Origin of the sequence: Pantoea allii, assembly GCF_002307475.1 — a bacterium.
GTDB lineage: Bacteria > Pseudomonadota > Gammaproteobacteria > Enterobacterales > Enterobacteriaceae > Pantoea > Pantoea allii.
Genome location: NZ_NTMH01000040.1, coordinates 429155 through 455464, shown reverse-complemented (window position 1 = coordinate 455464; position 26310 = coordinate 429155). Strand labels below are relative to the sequence as shown.

The following is a 26310-nucleotide window of genomic DNA, read 5'->3' as shown; positions in this document are numbered from 1 at the left end:
TCATACCAGACGACTCATGACACGACTGAAGCGCCCCACCAGTTCATCCATCTCTTTTTCAGAAATAATGAGTGGCGGCGTGAACAGAAAGGTCAGTGCTTCTCCATCCTTACCTGATGACCGGCACGGATAAAGATTAATGCCCTCCTGGTGACCGACTTTCACAAACTCCTCTGCTCGCTGACGGCTGAGCGTTGTCTCCACAGCCCAGAGCAGTCCCTGCCCTCGGATTTCAGCCACCACGTCCTCCTTGCCAACCATCTCCTGCAGCAAACGGCCAAAATATGCCCCTCTGGACCTGACTGACGCCATTCCGATTTTATTTTCCAGCGTATCAAGCACCGCAAGTGCCACGCCTGCCGATAAAGGGTTTCCGGAATAGGTATGTCCGACGAAATGGGGGGGAGACAGGGAGGCCAGCGCATCCCCTATCTGCCTTGAAATCATGACGCCTGAGATGGGGGTGAAACCTGCTCCCAGCCCTTTGCCAATAATGGTTATATCAGATTCTGTTTTCCATGTTTTCATGCTGAACCATTCGCCCGTACGGCCAAGTCCGGTGACAATTTCATCTGCAATCAGCAGAATATCCCGTGCCTCCAGGCCTGCTTTAAGTTTTCGGAAATAGTCAGGATGCGGGATCAGCACCCCACCCGAAGACGCGGTGACAGGCTCTGCATAAACGCATGCAATATGTTCTGCGCCTACTCTGTCTATGGTTTCAAAGGTTTCATTCAGGCAAATGTCTAACCATTCATCGGATGAAATGCCTTCAGGCTTGTGCAGGTCATAATAAGGTGGTAGCCGTAAGTCGCTGATAGCAGGATCGATGACCTTATTCAGCAGGTTAACTTTTCGGGCGCGATCGTCGCCGTAAGTCAGTGACTGTATGGTATTGCCGTGGTTGGATATTCTTCGTCCTAACGCAAGCGTCTTTTTGTTATTACCCCGGCTACGGAAGTAATCAAGGGCAATACGGTACGCTGCTTCCGAAGCCTCAGAACCGCTGTTCATAAAAAACGCATAGCCTTTGTTATCATCAGAAAGTTCAACTAACCTGGTAGCCAGTAACTCCGCCTCCTGACTGCGGAAATGAAAGCGGTAGGCAAAGTGAAGTCGCTTAAGTTGATCCTCCATGGCCTCGATAATATCAGGATGGCAGTGACCCAGATTCACGGTCATGGGTCCGGATGTAGAATCAATATAATCTTTGCCATTTTCATCAAAAAGCCATATGCCTTTGCCATGAGTGACCTTGGGAACATCGGGCTGATACCCGGTAAACGGATACATATACATATTAACCGCCTTAATGAGATTGTCAGGAAAAACCGTAAATTTCACTGTTGATAATGCGTCAGTGGGTCAGAGTGGCATCCTCCTCTTGCTTGTGCAGAAGGCCCTTGAGCTCATTTTTGACCGCAGTCATGCATGCAAGCAGGTCATTGGCAACATGGTGATTGACATTGGGGCGTATAGAACCGTTCTGAAAGAACATGATCCCTTCTGAAGGCTGTCCTACGCAGAAAAAGCGCTCGCGTTTACCATCGCGGTTAATAAACTGGAAATTTCGAGTGATATTAAATCCCGAAGCCGCACACTCAACGCCACGGGTATCCTTATGTACCCAGTAACTGGCAATACCGGCGTCAATGAGATCGCGGAAAAGGCTGTTTTTGGCTTTGCGGACACTAAAATTGTGTAATTTGGCATCAATCATGGCATCAACACGGGTATATTCTCCGGCCTGGCTCAGGCTGTGTAACCAAACCTGTTCGTCATGAACCTGAATATTTGACTGCGCATAAGTGACATCCACAACCTCGGCTTCGATTAACGCTTCCATCTTTTCCATCAGCGCTATGCAGTTACCGTTAGCAGCCCGGTTATGCACGGCATAAAAATCCTTGAGCATGTTGTTATAGGAGGCGGGTGTAATACCCCCAAAATCAACTGCATAAACAACAGTTTGCCGCAAGTCGCGAAACACGTCATCACAGGCACCCTTATAGGGGTTGTCCAGATTACCCTGCTCAGATTGACGGCGATCCCAGTGCATGAATGCCAACAAACGTTCGCGCCAGGCGGTACCCGGTGCAAAATCCATATTCCGGATAGGGTTGACAACCATATCCCAGTTAAACAGGTGAGCCTCAGGCTCTGCCTTGTGCTCCCAGGGGCTTGGCCCGGAGAGTGCGGACAGAGAAAATTGCTGCAGATCGTGCTCTTTTCCTGGCTGCTGGGCGCTAATGACATAAACGTAACGTTTCACAATGGCTTCAACCGGAACCCCGTGGAAAGATGACGTAGCCCCTTCATTAAGAAAACGACGGGTAAGGAAAATGACCTCACGAGCAAGCCTGTCAGTAGCCTGCGTCAGCCAGTTAAGAGCACTTTCTTTCTGTGAATTTACGGCCCGGTTACCGGTAATGAACTGCTCAACAAGAGGGCGGCTCTCAGCAATCATGATACTCAGCACCTCGGGACCAAAAAGAATGCGGTAATAGCAAAGCTGGAGCTCTAGCATCAGAAGAGGGAATACGTGTACGTCGAAATCAAGCTGCAGAGAATGATTTTCCGGCGAACTGTCCGGGTGCGCCGGAGTGCCGAGGTTCTGTCGCATCTGATCGATTAATGAACGGGTGAAAAAATATCCCTGATGCTCATATTTTGCGAGATCAACCTCTTTGGCATTATGCGGGCGGCTGTAGGTAAAATAGCCGGAGCGGCTCAGCGCATAGAGTTTCTTCGGTTCATTTCCACTCGCGTGATAACGTAGTTTCCCTTTATCGCGAAAGAACGTACCTCCTTTGTTTTCCGTGTAGTAAAGCAGCGTATCAATCGCTGTCAGGCCCATCCCAATTACAGCAATGCTTTTCTTCTGCCAGTCAGGAACGTCAAAAAGTGGGTAAGCAAAATTATAGTACTCGGTATATTTTTTGAGTGTTCCGGCCAGATAGAAATTATCTTTTGATTCCTGATGGCCTGTCGCGAGAAGAACGATATCAAATTCAGCTGGCTGAGAATAAAATTCCCCGATCAGTTGGTATTTACCCTGAGATTTACTGATCTGCTTAATAGTATCTTTAATCAGCGATACGCCGACTCCAGCCTGTCTGACTTCATTGACCAGCGCGTCACAGATCTCAACAAGCGACTCACCATAAAGTTCACGAGTCGGGAAGTCATCAGCATTCAGCTTATATCGTTCACTGTGCGTAGCTTTATACTTTTTCTCCAGCCATTCACTGAAAGTTATGCGTGTACTTTTTGGAAAAGAATCGCTGGCATTATTGGTTTTATCAGGTGCAAAAGAAAGCTGACCTACAATCCTGTTCAGCATACTCGTTTTAGCCTGAGCAGGAGAATGAGGCCAGCCTGAACCGAAATAGCCATGACGATCATACATTGTTACGGATACATTATCGCGCACATTCAGTTCTTTAAAAATACTGTGCAGACCGTTTAAAAAATACATTCCATTTGGGCCGCCGCCCACGATAGCTATTTTGATCATTGTTTTCTCCAATATATATTACCCTCAGCATTAAGCTGATTAATAATGAGATACAACGTTAATAAATTATGTAGGATACAGAGAGTGCAATTAAATTTTATGAATTATATTTAGCCTCCAGTTCATCCATATAGCGTTCAGTGGTTAGTGAAAACAATTCATCAAGAGAAGATACATTTTTTTCAACATTGATAAGGGATTTCTCTTTGTAGATTCTGTCAGCCGTTTCTTTCATGCTACGAACTGAACTACGGATGAGATGATTTGCCCAGATAAGGTTGGTTACTCCATGTTTAACAAACTCCTGATATTCTGTGTTGTAATACTTAGTCGGGACTGCGAAGAGTGGTAATTTACCGCCCCATCGTTCAGAAAAAGTAAATACCTCTCCGGCATCCGATTTTTTTGAATGGATCAAAATGGCATCTGCTCCCGCATCTTTATAAGCTTCAGCACGTTCTAGTGCTTCTTCCATTGGATGTCCGGAGATTAAAGCTTCGATACGCGCAACTACGGTAAACTCATCACCGCCGGTGTCTTTCGCCGCTCTTATTTTATTGCAGAACTCACTCACGGGCGCGAGTGCCTGATTTTCACCAATAAAAGAATTTACTTTTGGGAACATTTTATCTTCAATGCACATAGCATTGATATTAATCTGTTTGAGTTTTTTTACAAACCGCATAACGTTCAGGTAATTACCAAAGCCAGAATCGCCGTCGACGAGAATGGGTATGCTGGTATTGTCCGCCATCTGCTCAAGAGCATTAATGACCTGAGACCACGAGGCTTCATTCCTGTCTGATAACCCCATAGCGGCGCTTATTGACAATCCAGATGCCCATATAGCTTCAAAGCCGGCATGTTCAACGATTTTAGCGCTGAGCCCGTTATGAGCTTCCATGAACTGTGTATATTCTCCACGGGCAAGACGTTTCTGAATACTCATATATTACCTCTCATGTTACTGTTGAATAAAATCAGTTTGTTAATGCATGACTGCGGGATTTTTTTATCATGTTACTGCTCTGCTGATGCTGAAGATAATCAATAATCAGCTCGGCAATTTTTTCCTGAGATTCATGGGACATTGCGCCAATGTGTGGCGTGCCAATAAAATTATTTAATGTAAAAAGCGGGGAGGGTTTTCTCTCGTGTTCAAATACATCACTGGCTGCGCCTAAAAAGGTATTTTCACTTAGCGCATTATATAAAGCTGATTCATTTACCACTCCGCCACGTGCAACGTTTATCAAAACAGCCTGCTTGCCGAGGAGTGAGAGTTCTCTTGCGTCAATCAGGTTGCGGGTTTGCTGATTATAAGGACAGCAGACCACGATAATATCGCAATGCGCCAGCAGACTGTTTAATTCACTGTGCAACGTGATGTTTCGGCTGCTCAGCTCTGTTGCCCGCTCTGAAGAGTAATCGGATACCGTGCAGTGTATACTCATATGATAACCAGCTGAAATATCGGCTATTTCTTTTCCAATGCTACCAAAACCAACCAGGCCCAGTTTTTTATTCGAAAGCTCATAACCTAGAAGGGATTTCTTATCCCAGATATTGTCACGGATTTCGTTTCCGGCACGTAAAATATGCCGATACAGGCAGTGCATCATGCCGAAGCTGAGCTCTGCTACTGCTCTGGCATTTGTGCTGGGTGTATTGTAAAAGTGGATATTTTTTTCATGTACTTTTTCCAGATCTATGTTGTCCGTCCCAGTTCCGGCTCTTATGATTGTGTGAACATTCGTTGCTTTTTCAAGCAAAAATGAATCAACCTTTGCCCCACTTCTCAATACCAGCATGTCATACCGATCGATTACCGAAATAAGTTTTTCCTGCGTAACAGGATGTTTTACTGTGACATCGTAGTTTTCTTCCAGAAATGAAAGAAGATGTTTATGCACAGGATCAACAATAAGTACTTTCTCTTTAGATTCCATAGCGACTCAACCCCGTTTCTTCGTCAAAGCCCATCATGATGTTCATATTTTGAATGGCTGTGCCGGCGGCACCTTTTACAAGGTTGTCAATGACACTTACAATGCGCAGCTCCCTTCTTTCAGGCACAACGTCTACCGAAATATGGCAAGCATTAGATCCAATCACCTTGGAGAGCTGTGGATATATACCGTAATCTTTATCTATGCCAACCGAACCTTTATGCTGTCCTGTTATTGATACGAAAGGATAGTCAGCATAGTATTCGTTAAGAATTTCAAGTATTCTTCCTCTGTCTGCTGGAATATTCTCTTGAAGCTTTGCGGCGATTAACATAAAAATGCCACGTGCAAAATTACCATGTGAAGTCATTAATGAAATTTCTGCTTCTCTGCCAGTTATTACTTTGATGAGTTGCTCAATTTCCTGTGTGTGACGGTGCCCGTTAAGGGAATAAGCAAGCATGTTGTTTGTCATGTTATAATGCAGCAATTCTTTTTTATCATTACTCCCGGCACCGGAGGTTCCGTTCACTGCGCTTATAAAAATACCATCTGTTTTTAAAACATTATTTTTAATCAGCGGTATCAGTGCACAAAGCGCTGCGTTAACGTAACAGCCGGGGTTAGCAACGTAACGACTCCTGGCAATGTTTTCGCGAAATGCTTCTGGATAGCCATACTGAAACTTATTCTGAAGCTCAGGCGCTTTATGTGGCTTGCCGTAAATTTTTTCAAAATTTTCGGGAGAACAGAAGCGAAAATCAGCACCAAGATCAATTATGCGGGCTCCGCCCTTGGCAAAATGTGCAGCCACTTCCTGAGCCTTGCCTGATGGCAGTGAAATAAATACCACGTCCGGGCTGCTGTCGGGAAGGGAATCCAGGGACCAGGTTTTCTTATTGATTCCCTGCAGATTGGGATGAACACTGTCTAGTGAGACACCGCCATCCCGTGAAACTGGATATATCTCACCAATTTCAGGATGATGCGCCAGGAGTCGAATAATCTCAGCGCCCGTCCATCCCGTTGCTCCAATAACATAAGCATTTAATTTCATGATAATACTCCAGGTTTATCGATCAACACTTTACCTTTGCTGGTTTTATTCAGCATAAAGTCACTTAGTTCAGTGAAAGTGATGAAATCGGTTATCATTTCTTTGAGTCGGGAATCTTTTATTTTTGATTGCTCAATAATCTGTATTGCTTTCGCCAAATCTTTCTGGTCACTCAAAAAAGAACCCTGAAGCGTAATTTCTTTTCTGACTATCATATTCATGTCCACCACCACGGGCGTATCAAAATAGGAAATCAGTACTATTTGGGCACCAGGTCTGAGTAAGCCGATGTAGTCATTAACATTCAGGGTTTCACCACCAGCGATCACCAAAATATCAGTCTCTGAGGGAGTCATGTCTGACATGTCCGTTCTGGCGGAGAAACCTAGCGAGTGCGCAAACGCACACCGGTCGGGTGTCTTATCGATGAGCTCCACTTTCTCAATATTTTTCACTTCACGGCAGAAGATAGCGCTGAGCAGTCCCATTGATCCGGCTCCGATGACTGTCAGGCATGGATCATTAGAAATATCAAGATTATCAAGGGCATGCACTACAATGCTTAAAGGCTCAGATAACACAAACTCATAATCATCTGCCGTTCTGCCCGGCGGTAAGGGCGCGAGAGAGCTGTGATGAACCGTCATGCTATGTGTAAATGCGCCACTGCTTCCGGCCGTGTTATAGGTGACTTTTTTCAGGCAGTGATTATTCATCCCGCGTTTGCAGTAAATGCAGTTACCACAGGAGCCATACGAAAGCCCTGTCACCCACTGCCCTTTCTTCAGATCACCTGAACCTGCGTCATCAGAAATTTTCCCGATAAATTCATGACCCAAAATTGCCGGGTACTGTTTGTAGGGGTGCGTCTGGTTCAACACCATGTAATCCGATCCACAGATGGTCGCTTTTAGGATTTCAATATGCATGAAGTCCGCAGGGGCAGGTGCGATGACTTCAGGTTCATAAGTCTGGTGGCGTTTGTCGTGACACATCAGTGAGTAAAACATGATCATTCCCCGGTTATTTCGTTCAGAAGCGCATTAACAATGCCGTTCCCGGCTTCGTTAACGAGCGGATCGTTGGCGATATTTCCCGTCACGTTCTTAATGACATTCTTACTGGACAGCTTCAGGGATGTGAGCTGTTGAGCGGCACTATCCAGTTTGATTTTCCGTAATATCGATGCCAGGTATTCTGATGCATTCAGGCCATTGCTTACCTGAGTCAGAAGAGGAGAGACTTTACCGTGAGCCATCAGCGAGTTTACCCATGTGGGATAGATCGCGGCTAAACCCCGCCCGTGGGAGAATGAATAAAACGGAGCCAATGCCTGTTCAAAGCGGTGAGGCAGACAGGTACTGTTGTGGCAGATGCAAATCCCCCCCAGTAAGGCGCTGTATGAGGCTTCGGTATAGAAGTGTTCGTCCAGCTTTCCTGCTACATAGCGGTCAATATTAATGTTAATACGTTGCAATGACTGTATGGCGAGTGACTCGGTTACAGGATTAGATTTAACGGAGTGGAGTGCTTCGAAAACATGCGTAAAACTGTCAAAAAGTGTCTCGCGCAGCACAGCATCCGGCATGGTAACGCCTAGCTCCGGATCAATCAGGGCAACATCGGGGAAAACAGAATCGCCACGCACACCATCTTTAGTCTTTGACGCTGTATCAAGAATGATGGCTCCCTTCGTCACTTCAGAACCAGTTCCGAAAGTGGTGGGAACGGCAACATGGAAAATCTTGCTCTGAATATTGTCATAGCTTTTAGCGAACAGATTATCTAAATCAACGGATTCGTCCATACTGATAGCGGCAGCTTTTGTAAAATCAATGATATTCCCTCCCCCAACTGAAACAATTGAATCATATTGTTTTCTACGAAGGTGGGACTGAATTTCACGTAAGGAATCCGTTGTGGCCTTAAAATCACTTTGGACAACCCACGGATCATATTTAAGCTGCCCAGATTTATCCGCAATCAGTTGCTGAAGTACAGGTGAACGTTCCGCTGTTGACTGGCTCATCACCAGCAAAGCATTTCTTTTACCGCCTGATAAAAGATATTCAGATAGTTTTTTCAGCGCCCCCTTTTCAAAATGTATTTTTACAGGCAATGAAAAACTGAAATTATCCAGACCTGGAAAAACTGTTTCACCAGTCATAGGTTATATCTCCTTTTAAGAAAAACCTTTAAAATCGAGATCTTTATATCCACCAGATTCATGTCGGGTAGTATTCGCCACATGTGCACAACTTGAGAGGGATAAATTGCAATCTGGTTATTGTTAACATAACTTATCATTTAATGTGTCATAAAAACATAATTTAACTTAAACACTAAAGCAACACTTATGTGATCAATGAATGATCAATTCATAACACATTGAATTACATGAATATAAATAGCCGCTTTGCTTTTTTTAGGTGATTTTGAGGCTTTTTTTAAGATTAATCCCAAGAAAATGCTTATGATTAATGCTGGACTCAGATACAGATATGTTAAATTATATTAATAAGTGTATGAAATGATTCATAAACGAAAACTTTTCAACAAAATATATATTTAAATAAAACTTTTTCCGGATAAAATAGCGCCACCATCTGTTTTTCAGCACAGAGTTAAAACTAACACTTTATTACAATTACTGGCTTGATGGCTTGCACCTTACCGTCTAAATTCCTTTTTGCCTCTCTGAACTGATTTTTACCATAGCTATAACTTTACCCATAAGTTTCAATTTTTATCAGGGATAGACAGGCTTATAGTTCCACTTTTTTATTGAAATCGATTACAAGAACACAGTTCAAAAGATATTCCCTAAGTAAACACAAATACTACACCCCCCCATGCTTTATGATTTTACTGGCTGCCATAGCCTCAGCGGCATTTTCTTTCGATTAAAAAGTGACATACGTCACCATTTGTTTAAATGGCTATAACGCCTGTCTCTTCAATGCACTTTCTTTCTCCTAAAATAGAGCATAAGAATAGTAATAAAATATTTTGATGATATCCTTTTTTTTAAATTTTTACTTTTAACGACAAAGCTGAATTTATGGATATTGATGTTATTGGCTTCGTGCCAGCGCTCTTACCCGTCGCGCTTTCTCCTGGGGCAAGCTTCACACTTGTCATGAGCAGTGCACTCGCTGGTGGACGTAGCGGTCTTCTGCGAACGCTCGCCGGTACCGCTGTGGGAATATATATTCATGCACTCCTGATTGGTCTCGGACTTACCGCCATCATTATTTCTTTACCCGGCGTTTATAACCTGCTTGAAATGGCCGGCACGGTTTATTTACTCTGGTTAGGCCTGATGCTTATCAGAAGTGGCGTGAACGCGCAGCGGGATAATACTCTGTGCAGGACCCGTTCCATTTCGGTCGGTGAGGCGTTAATGGTTAACCTACTGAATCCCAAAGCTATTGTTTTCTATCTCACAGTCGTTTCCAGATTTGCTGGCCAGCATGGCGGTGTGGGGAATTATCTGATTCTGGCATCCCTCCACGTGGTGGTGATGGGCCTGTGGCTCTGCATCGTCAGCCATATCTTGATATTTTCTGCTAAAGGTAGAAATCCGCAGAGGCTTAAAAAATATGTCAATATTTCAGGCGGTGGACTGTTAATAGTTTTCACCCTCTTCACCCTCGCGAAACGTTTTTTAAATCAGCAGGGATAGCGTTGATTTGCTGCGGTTCGTAAGCGCCTTTACCTTGATGGTAAAGGCCCGTGTCAGGTCACGTGCTGTGATTTTATAAGCGTTTCTGGCGTGCCATGTGTATAACTGTCGCCTTAGCCATATAGGGTGTTCACATCACACCTGTTCTGGACAGTATTGCGTTATTCCGTGGCTATCCGGCTGCAATAAGAACCCACCATGGCCCGGAGTTTATCTGCCGGTCAGTGGGTCAATGGGTCAGTGGTTTTTTGAGTATGGCGTGGAGCTTCGGCTGATTCAGCGGGCGAGCTAACACAGAACGGCTAATTGAGAGCGTTAACGGACAATGTCGCGATGAATGGAATAAACACGGGTTCAGCGATATTGTTGATGCCAGGAAAATCATTAACGACTGGCGGCAGCATTATAACGAGCGTCGCCCACATTCAGCACTGACTTATCAGACGCCATCAGAGTTTGCAGCACAGTGGCGAAGCGGGAAATGTGACAGTAAGAGAACAGGTATTACTAACTGACCGTTGTCGTTAATCCTGCGGGATTTCAGTCAAAAAAAGACTTAACGTTCAAGGGTGGTAGCGTAGTTTTGATAAATAATTTTGATAAACGCCAGAGCGCTCATAAAAAAACGGGAACCAACAGGCTCCCGCTCTTATTCAGTCCATAGACTAAATTACATATTCGCGATAATCGCGTCACCAAACTCTGAACATTTCAGCAGTTTAGCGCCATCCATCAGACGTTCGAAGTCATAGGTCACGGTCTTGGCAGCGATTGCGCCTTCCATGCCTTTAACAATCAGGTCTGCGGCTTCGAACCATTCCATATGACGCAGCATCATTTCCGCTGACAGGATTACGGAACCTGGGTTCACTTTATCCTGACCGGCATACTTAGGTGCTGTACCGTGGGTCGCTTCGAACAGCGCGCATTCGTCACCGATGTTTGCGCCAGGTGCAATACCGATACCGCCAACCTGCGCCGCCAGGGCGTCGGAAATGTAGTCACCGTTCAGGTTCATACAGGCAATAACGTCGTATTCAGCCGGACGCAGCAGGATTTGCTGCAGGAAGGCATCAGCGATCACGTCTTTAACAACGATCTCTTTACCGGTGTTTGGATTTTTGAACTTCATCCATGGGCCACCGTCGATCAGCTCGCCGCCGAACTCTTCTTTCACTAGCTGGTAACCCCAGTCTTTGAATGAGCCTTCGGTGAACTTCATGATGTTGCCTTTATGAACCAGGGTCAGTGAATCACGATCGTTGGTGATGGTGTATTCCACTGCCGCACGCACCAGGCGCTTGGTCCCCTCTTCCGAACATGGCTTAACGCCAATGCCGCAGTTCTGTGGGAAGCGAATTTTCTTCACGCCCATTTCTTCGCGCAGGAATTTGATCACTTTGTCCGCTTCAGCCGTGCCCGCTTTCCACTCGATACCTGCATAGATATCTTCGGAGTTTTCGCGGAAGATCACCATATCGGTATCTTCAGGACGTTTAACCGGGCTTGGTGTGCCGGTGTAGTAACGAACCGGGCGCAGACAAACGTACAGATCAAGTTCCTGACGCAGCGCAACGTTCAGAGAACGGATGCCGCCGCCTACTGGCGTTGTCAGTGGACCTTTGATCGCTACGCGGTATTCTTTGATTAAATCGAGGGTTTCTTGCGGCAGCCAGACATCCTGACCGTAAAGTTCAACCGATTTCTCACCGGTATAAATCTCCATCCAGGAGATTTTACGCTCGCCGTTGTAGGCTTTTTTCACAGCGGCATCAACCACTTTCAGCATCACTGGTGAAACATCAACACCGATACCATCCCCTTCGATGTAAGGGATAACCGGGTTATTTGGCACATCCAGTTTACCTTGATTCAGGGTGATTTTCTGACCTTCCGCCGGAACAACTACTTTGCTTTCCATTAACCTCTCCTTCGAGCGATTTTTTGTTAATGATTTGTAAGATGCGCGTCAATACTACTTGAATATTGACGCTACGCCAATCACCGCAATTTCGCGTTATAATGCGCTGAATGTTTCAGACTGCAAAGCGTATGCGAAAAACTACTCAGACTTCTCAACCAAATAAACGATTCAGCCGACAAACCCGTCCCGTACAGCGCAAGGCTGTATCCCCCCCTGCCGTCCGGCGCGTGCTCCTGTTCAATAAACCCTTTGATGTGTTGCCGCAGTTCACCGACGAAGCCGGCCGCCGCACGTTAAAAGATTTTATTGATGTCAGCGAGGTTTATGCCGCGGGTCGCCTTGACCGCGACAGCGAAGGACTGATGGTGCTGACCAACGACGGCACCTTGCAGGCCGCGCTGACCCAGCCCGGCAAGCGCACCGGCAAGGTGTATTTTGTGCAGGTCGAAGGCGTGCCGGAAGAGCAGGATCTGCAGCCACTGCGGGATGGGGTTACGCTGAAAGATGGCCTTACGCTGCCAGCCGGCATTGAAAAAGTAGTGGAGCCTGACTGGCTATGGGCACGCCAGCCGCCCATTCGTGAGCGCAAAGCGATACCGACGCAGTGGCTGAAAATCACCCTGTTTGAAGGGCGTAACCGTCAGGTCAGACGCATGACCGCCCATATCGGCTTCCCGACATTGCGCCTGGTGCGCTATGCGATGGGTGACTTTGTACTGGATAATCTGGCCCCTGGCGAATGGCGTGATATCAGCACCTTAGTCCAGGCACTGTTATCATTTCCATAACTTCAAGTTAACAATTCCGGAGGATTGATGTTTAAACCGCATGTCACCGTAGCCTGTCTGGTCCAGGCTCAGGGTAAACTGCTCGTTGTTGAAGAACGGGTGAACGGCGTGGCAACCTGGAATCAACCTGCAGGTCATCTGGAAGCGGACGAAACCCTTCTGGAAGCCGCGCAGCGTGAACTCTATGAAGAGACCGGTATCGAGGCCGCTGTGGAGTATTTTATTGGTATTAACCAGTGGATTGCCCCCGATAATACGCCTTTTGTGCGGTTTCTGTTTGGTCTGGATCTGGACACCACCCTGCCCACCGCACCGCAGGACAGCGACATTGATTGCTGCTGGTGGCTGGCGCCAGAGCAGATACTGACGGCGTCTAACCTGCGTTCGCCGTTAGTGGCAGAGAGCGTGCGCAGATGGCAACAGGGCGTGCGCTACCCGTTAGACCTGATCAGCCCGTTCAACTGGCCGTTTCATGCAGGTGCGCACCCGACTTCAGCGTGATAGAATGCGCCGCCTGTTTTATTGTTTTGCGAGCTTGTGATGTCTGATAACTGCCAGAAAAAAGTGATCGTCGGGATGTCCGGCGGCGTCGATTCTTCCGTTTCCGCCTGGTTACTGCAACAGCAGGGCTATCAGGTAGAAGGCCTGTTCATGAAGAACTGGGAGGAAGACGATGGCGAGGAGTATTGTACCGCCGCTGACGATCTGGCGGATGCACAAGCCGTGTGCGACAAACTTGGTATTAAACTGCACAAGGTAAATTTTGCTGCAGAATACTGGGATAACGTCTTTGAGCACTTCCTTGAAGAGTACAAGGCGGGTCGCACGCCAAACCCCGATATCCTGTGTAATAAAGAAATTAAATTCAAAGCGTTTCTGGAGTTTGCTGCAGAAGATCTCGGCGCAGACTTTATTGCCACCGGACACTATGTCCGCCGTCAGGATATCGACGGACGTAGCCATTTGCTGCGCGGCCTGGACGGTAACAAGGACCAGAGCTACTTCCTCTACACGCTCAGTCATGAACAAATTGCCCAAAGCCTGTTTCCGGTGGGCGAGCTGGAAAAACCCGAAGTGCGCCGCATTGCTGAACAGCTGGAATTAATCACGGCAAAGAAAAAAGACTCTACCGGCATTTGTTTCATCGGTGAACGCAAATTCCGCGAATTCCTGGCACGCTATCTGCCCGCTCAACCGGGTGAAATCGAAACCGTTGATGGCCAGATTGTCGGTGAGCACCAGGGGTTGATGTACCATACGTTGGGCCAGCGCAAAGGGCTGGGCATCGGCGGCATGAAAGAAAGCAAAGACGATCCCTGGTACGTGGTTGATAAAGATGTCGCGCGTAACCGCTTAATCGTGGCGCAGGGCGGCGATCATCCGCGTTTGATGTCGGTGGGCCTGATTGCTCAGCAGCTGCACTGGGTGGATCGTCTGCCGGTTAACGCCCCGCTGCGTTGTACGGTTAAAACCCGCTACCGCCAGACCGATATCCCCTGCGAGATTATTCCGCAGGGCGATGACAAAATTGAAGTGCGGTTCGACGAACCGGTTGCCGCGGTAACACCGGGGCAGTCTGCGGTGTTCTACCTTGGTGATGTCTGCCTGGGTGGCGGCATCATTGAAGAACGTTTGCCTTGGGTTGCCGCATAATACCGGCGCTAATAACGCGTAAACTGGAGTGACCGTGGCAAAAAACTATCAGGAAATTACCCTCGCGCTGGCGGGCATTTGCCAGGCTGCCCATCTGGTTCAGCAGCTCGCGAATCAGGGGCACTGTCAGCCTGAAGCGCTGACGGTTTCCCTGCGCAGTGTACTGGATCTTAATCCGGCATCCACGCTGGCGGTGTTCGGTAACAATGAAGCCAACCTGCGCCTTGGGCTTGAAACCCTGATGGCGGTGCTGAACAGCAGCAACCGTAAAGGTGCCAGCGCCGAGCTGACCCGTTACACGTTGAGCCTGATGGTGCTGGAGCGTAAGCTCAACGCCAACAAGCAGGCCATGACCACGCTGGCCCAGCGCATCAGCCAACTCGATCGCCAGCTGGCGCATTACGAACTGGAATCAGACACCATTCTGAGCGCGATGGCGGGCATTTATGTCGATGTCATCAGCCCGCTCGGCCCACGTATTCAGGTCACCGGCTCGCCGGCCGTCCTGCAGAATTCCCTGTTACAAAGCAAAGTTCGCGCCACGCTGCTGGCCGGTATTCGTGCCGCCGTACTGTGGCAGCAAGTTGGCGGAGGCCGACTGCAACTGATGTTTTCGCGCCAACGCTTACTGCGCGAAGCCAAAGCCCTATTATCCCGCCTGCCACTGACTTACTGAGTCCGTGCGGCAAACACCGTTAAATAAATCAGGAGTTGCACTGATGGAATTATCCTCTCTGACCGCCGTCTCACCTGTCGATGGTCGTTACGGCGATAAAGTCAGCCCGCTGCGCGCGATCTTCAGCGAATTTGGTTTGCTGAAATTCCGCGTTGAGGTTGAAGTTCGCTGGTTACAAAAACTGGCTGCGACCGCAGAGATCAAGGAAGTTCCTGCATTTGATGCGGACGCAAACGCTTTCCTTGACGGAATCGTTGCCAGTTTCAGCGAAACGGATGCGGCGCGCATTAAAACCATCGAGCGCACCACCAACCATGACGTAAAAGCCGTTGAATATTTCCTGAAAGAAAAAGTCGCTGACGTGCCTGCACTGCATGCGGTGTCTGAATTTATTCACTTTGCCTGTACCTCTGAAGACATTAACAACCTGTCTCACGCCTTAATGCTGGAAACGGCGCGCCGCGATGTCATCCTGCCCTACTGGCAGCAGTTGATCGCCGCAGTAAAAGGTCTGGCACAGGAATACCGTGATATCCCTCTGCTGTCACGCACCCACGGTCAGCCCGCAACGCCCTCTACCATGGGTAAAGAGATGGCTAACGTGGCCTACCGCATGGAACGCCAACTGCGCCAGCTGTCGCAGATTGACGTGTTAGGGAAAATCAACGGTGCCGTCGGTAACTATAACGCCCACATCGCCGCTTACCCGGAAGCGGACTGGCATCAGCTGAGCGAAGAGTTTGTGACCTCGCTGGGCATTACCTGGAATCCTTATACCACCCAGATTGAGCCGCACGATTATATTGCCGAGCTGTTTGACTGTATCGCCCGCTTTAACACCATCCTGATCGACTTCGATCGCGATATCTGGGGTTATGTGGCGCTCAACCACTTCAAACAGAAAACCATTGCGGGCGAAATTGGTTCATCGACCATGCCGCATAAAGTTAACCCGATTGATTTTGAAAACTCAGAAGGCAATCTGGGCCTGGCAAACGCAGTGATGCAGCATCTGGCAAGCAAACTGCCGGTTTCACGCTGGCAGCGCGATCTCACCGACTCTACCGTCCTGCGTAACCTTGGCGTGGGCGTCGGTTATGCGCTGATCGCCTATCAGGCGACCCTGAAAGGCATTTCTAAGCTGGAAGTGAACCGCGATCGCCTGCTCGACGAACTGGATCACAACTGGGAAGTCCTGGCAGAGCCGATTCAAACCGTGATGCGCCGCTACGGTATTGAAAAACCGTATGAGAAGCTGAAAGAACTGACTCGTGGCAAACGCGTTGATGCGGCCGGTATGCAGGCCTTTATCGACAGCCTGGCGCTACCGGAAGAAGAAAAAATTCGCTTAAAACAGATGACCCCGGCAAATTATATTGGCCGCGCGATACAGATGGTTGACGATCTGAAATAATATCCTCTTTGCAGACCGGTTCCCGCCGGTCTGCGTTAACCTGCTGTTTAGTTCATTTCGCATATACTTATTAAAATTCGTTTCGATCTGATGCTAAAGGAAATCCTATGCGTGTTCTGGTTGTGGAAGATAATGCCCTGCTGCGCCACCATCTTTCGGTACAACTGCGAGAAATGGGTCATCAGGTTGATGCTGCTGAAGATGCCAAAGAAGCCGATTATTTCCTCCAGGAACATCTGCCCGATATTGCGCTGGTTGATCTGGGATTACCCGACGAAGACGGCATGTCTTTAATTCGCCGCTGGCGCAATGACGCGGTGCGTCAGCCTATTCTGGTGTTGACCGCGCGTGAAGGCTGGCAGGCGAAAGTGGAAGCGCTGGAAGCCGGTGCAGATGATTATGTGACGAAGCCTTTTCATATTGAGGAAGTCGCCGCTCGTTTGCAGGCATTAATGCGCCGCAACAGCGGTCATGCCTCGCAGATTATTGCTATGGCCCCTTTTCAGGTCGATTTATCCCGTCGCGAACTCACCATTAACGACCATCCCGTTAAGCTGACCGCGTTTGAATATACGATTGTCGAAACATTAATTCGCAATGCGGGCAAAGTCGTGAGTAAAGATTCCCTCATGCTGCAGCTTTATCCCGATGCAGAATTACGTGAAAGCCACACGATTGATGTATTAATGGGACGCCTGCGTAAAAAAATTCTTGCGCTGCATTCTGATGAAGTTATCGCTACCGTTCGCGGCCAGGGCTACCGCTTTGATCTCTGATGATGTCGTGGTTTAAACGCTATCGCCCTGTCTCGCTGCGGACGCGCTTCTTACTGGCCTCCGCAGCCATTGTATTAATCCTCTCCCTTTCTTATGGCATGGTTGCGGTCATTGGTTACGTGGTAAGTTTTGATAAAACCACCTATCGCGTCATGCGCGGCGAGAGCAATTTATTTTTTACCCTTGCACAGTGGAAAGATAATAAGCTCACTATCGCCCAGCCTGAGCGCACTATGCTCAATTTCCCCACCCTGGTGTTTATTTACGATGAACATGGCAAGCTGCTCTGGCAACAGCGCGATGTGCCGGAAATTCGTGAAAAGATCCAACCCGAATGGCTGTTAAAGCCCGATTTTTATGAGATAGACACCAGCACCAGTACCAGCCGGGCCGCCATGGGCGATAACCTTAGCGCGCAGCAGCAGCTTCATGCCTGGGATAATGACGACGACGATCAGGACACCTTTACCCACTCGGTGGCGGTAAACCGTTATGACGCCACGACAAACCTGCCCGCCTTAACCATTGTGGTGGTCGATACCATTCCGCAGGAGCTTCAGCATTCCGATGTGGTCTGGTCATGGTTCAGCTATGTGCTGGCGGCTAACCTGATTTTAATCGTGCCGTTACTCTGGCTGGCGGCACACTGGAGTTTGCGTCCGATTGGGCACTTAACGCTTCAGGTGCGCGAGCTGGAAACCGGGCAGCGTGAAAACCTGGACGATAATCCGCCGCAGGAGTTACGCTCGCTGGTGCGCAACCTTAACCTGTTGCTGACCAATGAGCGTCAGCGTTACACCCGCTACCGCACGACGCTGGCTGACTTAACCCACAGTCTGAAAACCCCGCTGGCGGTGTTACAGAGTACGCTGCGTTCGCTGCGCGGGGGTAAAGAGCTGACGGTGGAAAAGGCCGAGCCGATCATGCTGGAACAGATCAGCCGCATTTCGCAGCAGGTAGGATATTACCTGCACCGTGCCAGCATGCAGGCCGATCACAATCCCCTGCAGCGCGATCTGCATTCGGTATCAGGTTTGCTGGACAGCCTGTGTTCGGCTCTGAACAAGGTTTATCAGCGCAAAGGCGTGGAAATCACCCTGGATATCTCGCCGGAAACCACCTTTTTTGGCGACCAAAATGATTTTATGGAAGTGCTGGGTAACGTGTTGGATAACGCCTGCAAATACTGTCTGGAATTTATCGAAGTCAGCGCCCATCAAACCGAGCACGCCTTGCACCTTTATATTGATGATGACGGTCCGGGCATTCCTGAGAGCAAACGCGACATGATTTTTGTGCGCGGGCAGCGAGCGGATACCTTGCGTCCCGGTCAGGGGCTGGGGCTGGCGGTGGTGCGCGATATTCTCGAACAGTACGCCGGTAAGGTTATCGCCTCCAGCAGTCCGCTGGGCGGTGCCCGCATGGAAGTGGTGTTTGAGCGTCAGGAAATGGAACATCGCCGCGAGTAGTTCAGGCTGTGGGCTGTTATACTGGCAGGTATTTACAGCCCTTAGCGGAATCTCTTTATGGATTATCAGCTCGATCTCAACTGGCCCGATTTTATTCAGCGTTACTGGCAAAAGCGCCCGGTGGTGCTGAAGCGTGGCTTCAAGAACTTTATCGATCCCCTCTCGCCTGATGAACTGGCGGGATTAGCCATGGAAAATGAGGTCGACAGCCGTCTGGTCAGCCAGCAAAACGGCAAGTGGCAGGTCAGCCACGGTCCGTTTGAAAGTTATGATCACCTCGGTGAAAACAACTGGTCACTGCTGGTACAGGCGGTGAATCACTGGCATGAGCCTTCCGCCGCGCTGATGCGTCCTTTCCGCTTTCTGCCGGACTGGCGTTTAGACGATCTGATGATCTCCTTCTCGGTACCCGGCGGTGGCGTTGGCCCCCACTTTGACCAGTATGACGTCTTTATCATTCAGGGTACCGGCCGTCGCCGCTGGCGGGTCGGGGAAAAAGTGCCGCTGAAACAGCACTGTCCTCATCCAGACCTGCTTCAGGTCGAGCCATTTGACGCCATCATCGATGAAGAGATGGAACCGGGCGATATTCTGTATATTCCACCGGGGTTCCCGCATGAAGGCTACTCGCTGGAAAATGCCCTGAATTACTCGGTCGGTTTCCGCGCACCAAGCGGGCGTGAGCTGATTAGCGGCTTTGCCGATTACGCGCTGGCCAATGAACTGGGCAGCCTGCGTTACAGCGATCCGGATGTGCCCACGCGTGATTGCCCGTCGCTGATTCTGCCGCAGGAGGTTGAAGGCCTGCGCAAGGTGATGCTGGATGTCGTGAATCAGCCGGAACACTTTGAGCAATGGTTAGGTGAGTTTATTTCACAGTCCCGTCATGAACTCGACGTGGCACCGCCAGAACCGCCTTACCAGCCGGATGAGATTTACGATGCGCTGCAGCAGGGTGATGTCCTGTCTCGCCTTGGCGGCTTACGTGTTCTGACGCTGGGCAATGCCGTTTATATCAACGGTGAACGAGTTGAGTGCGCGCACCCGGCCGTGATGACCGTGCTGGCACATAACCATGAAATCGCCCTTGCGGATCTGGGTGATGCGCTGGACGATCCTGCCGTGCTGGCACAGATCGCTGGCCTGGTGAACGCCGGTTACTGGTTTTTTAGCGCCGAATAAGCCCTCGTCCGTTACGACTGATGTAAAGGCCGCATTGTTCCATTCAGGACAGCGCGGCCTTTTTTATTCAGGCTTTTTTCTGTCCCGCCAGCTCGGCCAGACGGACAATCACATCCACCGACTGCGCCATAATATTCAGCGAGGCAAATTCATGTTTGCCGTGATAGTTGTAGCCACCGGTAAACAGGTTAGGACAAGGTAGCCCTTTCCATGACAGCGACGAACCGTCTGTGCCGCCACGAATCGGTTTCACCACCGGCTCGATGCCACAGTCGCGCATCGCCTGCAGCGCCAGCTCAATGATATGCGGGAAAGGTTCGACTTTTTCGCGCATGTTGCGATAGCTGTTGCTGATCTCCACGGTAACAGAGCAGTCCGGATGTAATCCCTTGTTAATGTCAGCCGCCACCTGTTGCAGCGTGTTTTTGCGCTGTTCGAAGGCTTCAGTATCGAAGTCACGGATGATGTAGTGCATTTCAGCATGCTCGACCGTGCCTTTCATCTGGTGCAAATGAAAGAAGCCCTCATAGCCGTCCGTGCACTCCGGTTTCTCGCCAGCAGGCAGCGCGGCATTGAAACGGGTTGCCAGCTCCAGCGCGTTAACCATCACGTTTTTAGCAGAGCCGGGGTGGACGTTATTACCGACCACTTTGACCAACGCCGAGGCGGCATTGAAGTTTTCGTATTCGAACTCGCCCACATCGCTGCCGTCAACGGTATAAGCCCAGTCAGCCGCAAAGCCTTCGACATCGAAATGCGATGTCCCACGGCCAATTTCTTCGTCCGGCGTAAAGGCGACTCGAATCGCACCATGCGGAATAGCGCTTTCTGCCAGCCGCGCCATCGCCGTCATAATCTCTGCAATACCGGCTTTGTCATCGGCACCCAGCAGCGTTTTACCGTCGGTGGTAATCAGCGTGTGTCCGATCAACTTATGCAATACCGGAAACATCACCGGCGACAGCACTTCATCGCCATTCCCCAGCGCAATATCGCCGCCCCGGTAATTTTCGATGATCTGCGGATTGACATTTTTCGCGGTGAAATCCGGCGACGTGTCCATGTGTGAAATAAAACCGATAACCGGCGTTGGCCAGTCAACGTTTGCCGGTAATGTGCCCATCACACAGCAGTGATCGCTCAGGCTCACATCCACAAAGCCCAACGCCAGTAGCTCTTCCTGCAGCTGACGGGCCAGCATCCATTGCCCTTCGCTGCTGGGCACCTGACGCGCCTGAGGTTTCGCCTGAGTTTCCACTGCCACATAACGCAAAAAGCGTTCAAGTAATTGCTTCATATATCATCCTTAAAAATTGCCGCCAATTATTATTAACAGACGGGCAAGAGGTCGCGTTGCGTCAAATCATTATCGTTCAGGTTAGCCCTGCTGCGGCAAATTAAGAATGCCAACGGGCATAAAAAAGCCTGCAATGGCTGTTTTTTTGCGGCACGTTGCTCAGGTTTTCCCTCGCCGCAGCCTGTTGAGTGCCAACTGTGCGAAAACAGGGCCGGTTGCACCGCGGGCAGAACGTGAGCTGAACAGGGACAGGTTAAGCACGGCGTAAACCGAATCATCGCGAGCGATAACAACATGATATGGCGGTATCGCTGAGGCGATCAGGAAAACAGAGAATGACGGAATGCTACCGGAAACGGAATAAACAGCGGGCGAACGGTCCGCTGTTTATTCCGTGGCGTGGTGCTTTATTTGTGTAGCCCGTGCAACAGTTTATGTACAAAGGCAGGCACCACGTCGCTGGCCAGCCCATAGTGACTTTCGGCAAATTCATTGCCAACCAGGCTGGGCTCCAGGTTCAGCTCTACCGTATGGGCGCCCTGCAGTTTTGCCTCGTGGACAAACCCGGCGGCCGGATAGACATGACCCGAGGTGCCAATGGCGATAAACAGGTTCGCCTGCTCCAGCGCCTGGTAGATCGCTTCCATGCCGAGCGGCATTTCACCAAACCAGACGACGTGCGGACGCAGCATCGAGGGAAACTGACAGCAGGTGCAGCGATCGTCTGGCGTCACATCTTCCTGCCAGTCGATAACCTGACCACTGCTGGCACAGCGCACTTTTAACAGTTCACCGTGCATATGCAGCACGCGGCTGTTGCCCGCGCGCTCGTGCAAATTATCGATATTCTGCGTGACCAGCAGAAAGTTATCGCCCAACACCTGCTCCAGCTCGGCCAGCGCCAGATGGGCGGCATTGGGTTGAATTTCCGGCTGCTGTAACTGCTGGCGGCGAGCGTTATAAAAACGCTGGACCAGGGCCGGATCGCGCCGGAAGCCTTCTGGCGTGGCGACATCTTCAACCCGGTGTTCTTCCCACAATCCGTCGGCGGCACGAAACGTGTTGATGCCCGATTCTGCAGATATCCCAGCACCCGTTAAGACAACGATTCGCGGCAACGGGTGCGCCGCCAGCTCGGCCTGGCGATCGCGTTCGAAAATACGCTGACGAAAGCGCTGATGCACTTTCCGGCGCGTTTTCTTCAGGCGGGCAAGTCGTAAACGGCGACGAGGTGTACGCATAAAGTCTCCTGGTGCGGTCGCAAAAAAAAAAGCCACCGCGGGTCAATATATTTAGGGCAATCGGGCCCGGTGATCGGTGTAACGTTAATTCGCCCTGCTGTCAGCGCGGATCAGTCATGCGACGCCCGGGGTGCCGCATGACGCGCTTACTGTCCGCTCAGCACGCGAGCGGGATCGATACGACTGGCGCGCCGCGCCGGATACCAACTCGCCAGCAGGCTTAGCACAATAGCGGTAATCAGCACCGAAAACACGTCCAGCCAGTGTAATTCAGACGGCAGGAAGTCGATGAAGTAGATATCGCCCGCTAACAAATGGTGACCGGTCAGGGATTCCAGCCCTTTCATCAGCGAAGTGAGGTTGAGCGCCACCAGCACGCCGACCACCACACCGCTTACGCTACCCAGTAAGCCTGCCAGCAGGCCGTACCAGATAAAAATGGCGCGGATCAGCCCGTCTTTGGCACCCAGCGTGCGCAGTACGGCAATGTCGCTGCTCTTGTCTTTCACCGCCATAACCAGCGTGGAAACGATGTTGAAACAGGCAACGCCAATCACCAGCACCATCGCCAGATACATGATGGCGCGAATCATTTGGATATCGCGGTACATATAGCCGTAGGTGCCAATCCAGCTTTTGATATAGACGTAAGAGTGCGTCACTTCTCCGGCCGCCCGTACCAGTTTTGACGCCTGGAAGGGATCGTTCATTTTCAGGGCAATGCCGGTGACGCTGTCGCCCATATCCAGATATTGCTGTGCGTCAGCAAGCGGCACTAAGGCCAGGCTGTGATCCAACATGCCGCTCAGCTGCAGAATGCCGCTGACCTGCAGCCGGATACGCTTGGGCTGCAGGAGCTTATTATCGCCATCATTGTTCGGAATCATGATGGTGATCCAGTCGCCCTGCTTGACGTTAAGCGCCTGCGCAATGCCACCACCCAGGATGATTTGCTTTTTACCCGGCGCAAAGGTCGACCAGGCATTGTCAGTGACAAACTGCGGAAGCGCGCTTAAACGCGGCTCCTGCGCGGGATCAACCCCTTTAACCTGCAGCGCTTCCATCTTTGCGCCACTTTCAATCAGTCCGGTAAAGTTAATGTAGGGTGCTGCTGCCGCAATGCCGGGAACCTGCTCAATGGGCGCAATCATCGACTGCCAGCGCTGAAAAGGCTGATTGACGGCTTCGATTTCACCGTGCGGCACGACGGCCAGAATGCGCTTGTTTAGCTCACGCTCAAATCCGTTCATGGCGCTGAGACCAATGATCAATACCGCCACGCCCAGCGCAATCCCGATGGTTGAAATAACGGAGATCAGTGAAACCATTCCTCCCCGACGGCGGCCACGGCTAAAACGCAGCCCCAACAGCAGCGATAACGACGATCCCATCAGACAGCTCCTGCAAGGATGATCCGGTCGCTTAACTGACCGTCACGCATCTCCATCTGCCGCGACATGCGTTTCGCCAGATGCAGATCGTGCGTCACCACCAGAAACGCGGTTCCCTGACGCACATTCAACTCACCTAAGAGTTCGAAAATAGCATCGGCGTTACGGGCATCCAGGTTACCGGTCGGCTCATCGGCCATGACCAGGCGCGGGCGGTTAACCAGTGCCCGGGCGATAGCCACGCGCTGGCGTTCTCCCCCGGAAAGTTCTGACGGGCGATGCGCCGCGCGATGTTCCAGCCCCACGGCCGCCAGCATCTCCCGCGCGCGGGTTTGCGCTTCGCCTTTGGTCACTTTGCCAATCAGTAACGGCATCGCGACATTTTCCAGCGCGGTAAAGTCCGGCAGCAGATGGTGGAACTGATAGATAAACCCGAGTTCGCGGTTGCGCAGCTCCGCTTTGGCAGACGATGACATACCGTTCAGTGAGCGACCGTCAAACACCACTTCGCCCGAGGTGGGCGCATCCAGCCCGCCCAGCAGGTGCAACAAGGTACTTTTCCCTGAACCCGAACTGCCGACAATCGCCATCAGTTCACCGGGTTGCACATCAAAGGTCACATTGCGCAGCACGTCGGTCTGCACGCTGCCTTCCTGATAGCGTTTGCACAGGTCACGGCACTGCAACAAAGGAGAGTTACTCATAGCGTAAAGCCTCAGCGGGTTGGACGGCGGCAGCGCGCCATGAAGGGTAAAGCGTAGAAAGCAGCGCAATAATCATTGCACTAAAGGCGATAGTGACGACCTGCCACACATTGATATCGACGGGCAGCGCCGCGCCATCCAGGAACAGGCCAATGACCGGCATCAGATGATTAAGCTGGCTGGCTAACAGCACGCCAAGCAGCGCACCGAGCAGCGTGCCGATGATGCCGGCGCTGGCACCCTGCACCATAAAGACGGCGACAATCTGACGGCGGGTTAATCCCTGCGTTTGCAGGATAGCGACTTCGCCCTGCTTCTCCATAATCAGCAGGCCCAGCGAGGTAATAATGTTAAAGGCGGCAACGGCAATGATCAGGCTCAGCAGCAGCCCCATCATATTTTTCTCCATGCGCACGGCCTGGAACAGGTCCCCTTTGCGTTCGCGCCAGTCCTTCCACACCATGCCAGGCGGTAAGGCCTGCTGAGTGACGCTGTCAACCTGTAACGGTTTATCCAGCCACAGCCGCCAGCCCGTAATGTTCCCCGCCGGATAACGCATGATGCGTGAGGCATCCTGCTGATTAACCAGAATCTGGTAACCATCGACTTCACTGTTAGCCGCATAGGTTCCGGCAACGGTAAACAGACGCTGGCTCGGTACCCGGCCCATCGGTGTAAACTGACTGACGGACGGCACCATCAAGCGCAGCATGTCACCCCGTTTGACGCCCAGTTGCGCGGCCAGCTGTTCACCCAGAATCACCTTGTATTGCCCCGGCTGTAGCACGCTTTGCTGCGTGTTCACGAGGTAAGGCGTCAGCGGATCTTTTTCATCCGGCTGAATGCCTAACATCACGCCAACCGAAACGCTGTGTGAGCTTTGCAACACCACGTTCGCCGTGGTTAACGGCGCAATGCGGTTAATCCCCTTAAGCTTCAGGTCGGATGCCGGGAATTGTTGAGGAGTAATGCTGCCTTTGTCGCTGGTCACCAGCGCCTGCGGCATCAGGCCCAGGATGTTGCCCTCAAGCTCTCGCTCGAAACCATTCATCACAGACAGCACAGTAATCATTGCCAGCACGCCAAGCGTGATACCAATGGTGGAGAGCCAGGAGACAAAGCGACCGAAACGGTCTGCAGCTCTTCCGCGCATGTAGCGCAGACCGATAAATAGCGCGACAGGTTGATACATGGAATCCAATGTACAGTTGCTGGAAAATAAGTAGAGAGGATGATAAAGGAGCGGCTCACTTTATGAAACCTCTAACCCTCTGAGTCTGCTGCAAAGTTGTATCAGAATAGGTTATCAGCGGGTTGATGCACAGGATTAGCCTATAAAGATGATGTTAATCGTACGATGATGCAGCGTAAGAGCCGATATAATCATTACCGTAAAGAGATGACGGCAATGAACGTTACTCTGATGTACCCGTTTGACTTTCCTGCGAACGTTGTTCGCAAAAAAGATTTACACACAGCAACCCTTTAGTCACGCCTGCTTTAAGGCGAAGCGGTAGAAAAAATCTCCCGCAGAGGTGATCCCCATGGCGTATTATGGAATGATTACGCCCTGGTAAAAATGGAGCA

The 26310-nt window shown here is 50.3% G+C and carries 22 protein-coding genes and 1 pseudogene; 10 read left to right on the top strand and 13 right to left on the bottom strand.

The features are described from left to right. The 7 genes from CMR03_RS19295 to CMR03_RS19265 form a co-directional block, all read right to left on the bottom strand. Complete coding sequence (locus CMR03_RS19295; protein ID WP_096012353.1) at positions 1–1299, bottom strand: aminotransferase family protein; 1299 nt, start codon at positions 1297–1299, stop codon at positions 1–3. Positions 1300–1357: 58 nt separating this feature from the next. Beyond that, entirely contained in the window at positions 1358–3517 is a 2160-nt protein-coding gene (locus CMR03_RS19290; RefSeq protein WP_063879116.1) for an FAD/NAD(P)-binding protein, read from the bottom strand. 97 nt (positions 3518–3614) lie between these two features. Continuing rightward, positions 3615–4466, bottom strand: coding sequence for a phosphoenolpyruvate mutase (gene aepX / locus CMR03_RS19285; RefSeq protein ID WP_063879115.1), 852 nt, complete (start codon positions 4464–4466; stop codon positions 3615–3617). Between the two features lie 31 nt (positions 4467–4497). After that, a complete protein-coding gene (locus tag CMR03_RS19280; RefSeq protein ID WP_063879114.1) occupies positions 4498–5466 on the bottom strand; it encodes an NAD(P)-dependent oxidoreductase in 969 nt (322 codons plus the stop codon). Continuing rightward, positions 5456–6523, bottom strand: a complete 1068-nt coding sequence (gene argC / locus CMR03_RS19275) for an N-acetyl-gamma-glutamyl-phosphate reductase (protein ID WP_063879113.1) — start codon at positions 6521–6523, stop codon at positions 5456–5458. The genes CMR03_RS19280 and argC overlap by 11 nt, the downstream gene beginning before the upstream one ends. Next, on the bottom strand, positions 6520–7533 hold the full coding sequence (locus CMR03_RS19270; RefSeq protein WP_158086996.1) for a zinc-dependent alcohol dehydrogenase: 1014 nt from the start codon (positions 7531–7533) through the stop codon (positions 6520–6522). The genes argC and CMR03_RS19270 overlap by 4 nt, the downstream gene beginning before the upstream one ends. 2 nt (positions 7534–7535) lie before the next feature. Beyond that, on the bottom strand, positions 7536–8690 hold the full coding sequence (locus CMR03_RS19265; RefSeq protein WP_096012351.1) for an iron-containing alcohol dehydrogenase family protein: 1155 nt from the start codon (positions 8688–8690) through the stop codon (positions 7536–7538). An 894-nt stretch (positions 8691–9584) separates the two neighbouring features. Here CMR03_RS19265 and CMR03_RS19260 point away from each other — a divergent pair. Together CMR03_RS19260 and CMR03_RS25650 are read left to right on the top strand one after the other, a co-directional pair. Continuing rightward, positions 9585–10208, top strand: a complete 624-nt coding sequence (locus CMR03_RS19260; protein WP_063879110.1) for a LysE family translocator — start codon at positions 9585–9587, stop codon at positions 10206–10208. Between the two features lie 125 nt (positions 10209–10333). Next, positions 10334–10723: pseudogene (locus tag CMR03_RS25650) on the top strand (integrase core domain-containing protein); the annotation flags it as partial. Between the two features lie 155 nt (positions 10724–10878). Here the strand turns inward: CMR03_RS25650 and icd are convergent. Continuing rightward, on the bottom strand, positions 10879–12129 hold the full coding sequence (gene icd, locus CMR03_RS19250; RefSeq protein ID WP_063879109.1) for an NADP-dependent isocitrate dehydrogenase: 1251 nt from the start codon (positions 12127–12129) through the stop codon (positions 10879–10881). Between the two features lie 110 nt (positions 12130–12239). Here icd and rluE point away from each other — a divergent pair, with 110 nt between their 5' ends. The 8 genes from rluE (at position 12240) to CMR03_RS19210 (ending at position 20090) form a co-directional block, all read left to right on the top strand. Further along, positions 12240–12920 (top strand): 23S rRNA pseudouridine(2457) synthase RluE, encoded by a 681-nt coding sequence (gene rluE, locus CMR03_RS19245; RefSeq protein WP_096012350.1) that lies wholly within the window; start codon positions 12240–12242, stop codon positions 12918–12920. A 27-nt stretch (positions 12921–12947) separates the two neighbouring features. After that, positions 12948–13421, top strand: a complete 474-nt coding sequence (locus CMR03_RS19240; RefSeq protein WP_063879107.1) for an NUDIX domain-containing protein — start codon at positions 12948–12950, stop codon at positions 13419–13421. Between the two features lie 39 nt (positions 13422–13460). Then, positions 13461–14573 (top strand): tRNA 2-thiouridine(34) synthase MnmA, encoded by a 1113-nt coding sequence (mnmA, locus tag CMR03_RS19235; protein ID WP_096012349.1) that lies wholly within the window; start codon positions 13461–13463, stop codon positions 14571–14573. Positions 14574–14607: 34 nt separating this feature from the next. Further along, on the top strand, positions 14608–15249 hold the full coding sequence (gene hflD, locus CMR03_RS19230; RefSeq protein WP_096012348.1) for a high frequency lysogenization protein HflD: 642 nt from the start codon (positions 14608–14610) through the stop codon (positions 15247–15249). A gap of 43 nt (positions 15250–15292) precedes the next feature. Next, positions 15293–16663, top strand: a complete 1371-nt coding sequence (gene purB / locus CMR03_RS19225; RefSeq protein WP_096012347.1) for an adenylosuccinate lyase — start codon at positions 15293–15295, stop codon at positions 16661–16663. A 107-nt stretch (positions 16664–16770) separates the two neighbouring features. Continuing rightward, positions 16771–17439: a two-component system response regulator PhoP gene (gene phoP / locus CMR03_RS19220; protein WP_063879103.1), complete on the top strand. Its 669-nt coding sequence runs from the start codon at positions 16771–16773 to the stop codon at positions 17437–17439. A 2-nt stretch (positions 17440–17441) separates the two neighbouring features. Continuing rightward, complete coding sequence (gene phoQ / locus CMR03_RS19215) at positions 17442–18908, top strand: two-component system sensor histidine kinase PhoQ (protein ID WP_096012346.1); 1467 nt, start codon at positions 17442–17444, stop codon at positions 18906–18908. Between the two features lie 57 nt (positions 18909–18965). After that, complete coding sequence (locus CMR03_RS19210) at positions 18966–20090, top strand: ribosomal protein uL16 3-hydroxylase (protein ID WP_063879102.1); 1125 nt, start codon at positions 18966–18968, stop codon at positions 20088–20090. 67 nt (positions 20091–20157) lie between these two features. Here CMR03_RS19210 and pepT read toward each other — a convergent pair whose 3' ends face one another. The 5 genes from pepT to lolC all read right to left on the bottom strand — a co-directional run bounded on the left by pepT (position 20158) and on the right by lolC (position 25915). After that, positions 20158–21387: a peptidase T gene (gene pepT / locus CMR03_RS19205; protein ID WP_096012345.1), complete on the bottom strand. Its 1230-nt coding sequence runs from the start codon at positions 21385–21387 to the stop codon at positions 20158–20160. A 407-nt stretch (positions 21388–21794) separates the two neighbouring features. Next, positions 21795–22628: a Sir2 family NAD+-dependent deacetylase gene (gene cobB / locus CMR03_RS19200; protein ID WP_096012344.1), complete on the bottom strand. Its 834-nt coding sequence runs from the start codon at positions 22626–22628 to the stop codon at positions 21795–21797. A gap of 146 nt (positions 22629–22774) precedes the next feature. Then, positions 22775–24019 (bottom strand): lipoprotein-releasing ABC transporter permease subunit LolE, encoded by a 1245-nt coding sequence (lolE, locus tag CMR03_RS19195; RefSeq protein WP_063879099.1) that lies wholly within the window; start codon positions 24017–24019, stop codon positions 22775–22777. Further along, a complete protein-coding gene (lolD, locus tag CMR03_RS19190; protein ID WP_063879098.1) occupies positions 24019–24723 on the bottom strand; it encodes a lipoprotein-releasing ABC transporter ATP-binding protein LolD in 705 nt (234 codons plus the stop codon). Before lolD ends, lolE begins: the two co-directional genes overlap by 1 nt. Beyond that, positions 24716–25915, bottom strand: a complete 1200-nt coding sequence (gene lolC, locus CMR03_RS19185) for a lipoprotein-releasing ABC transporter permease subunit LolC (protein WP_096012343.1) — start codon at positions 25913–25915, stop codon at positions 24716–24718. Before lolC ends, lolD begins: the two co-directional genes overlap by 8 nt. Positions 25916–26310 lie beyond the last annotated feature (395 nt).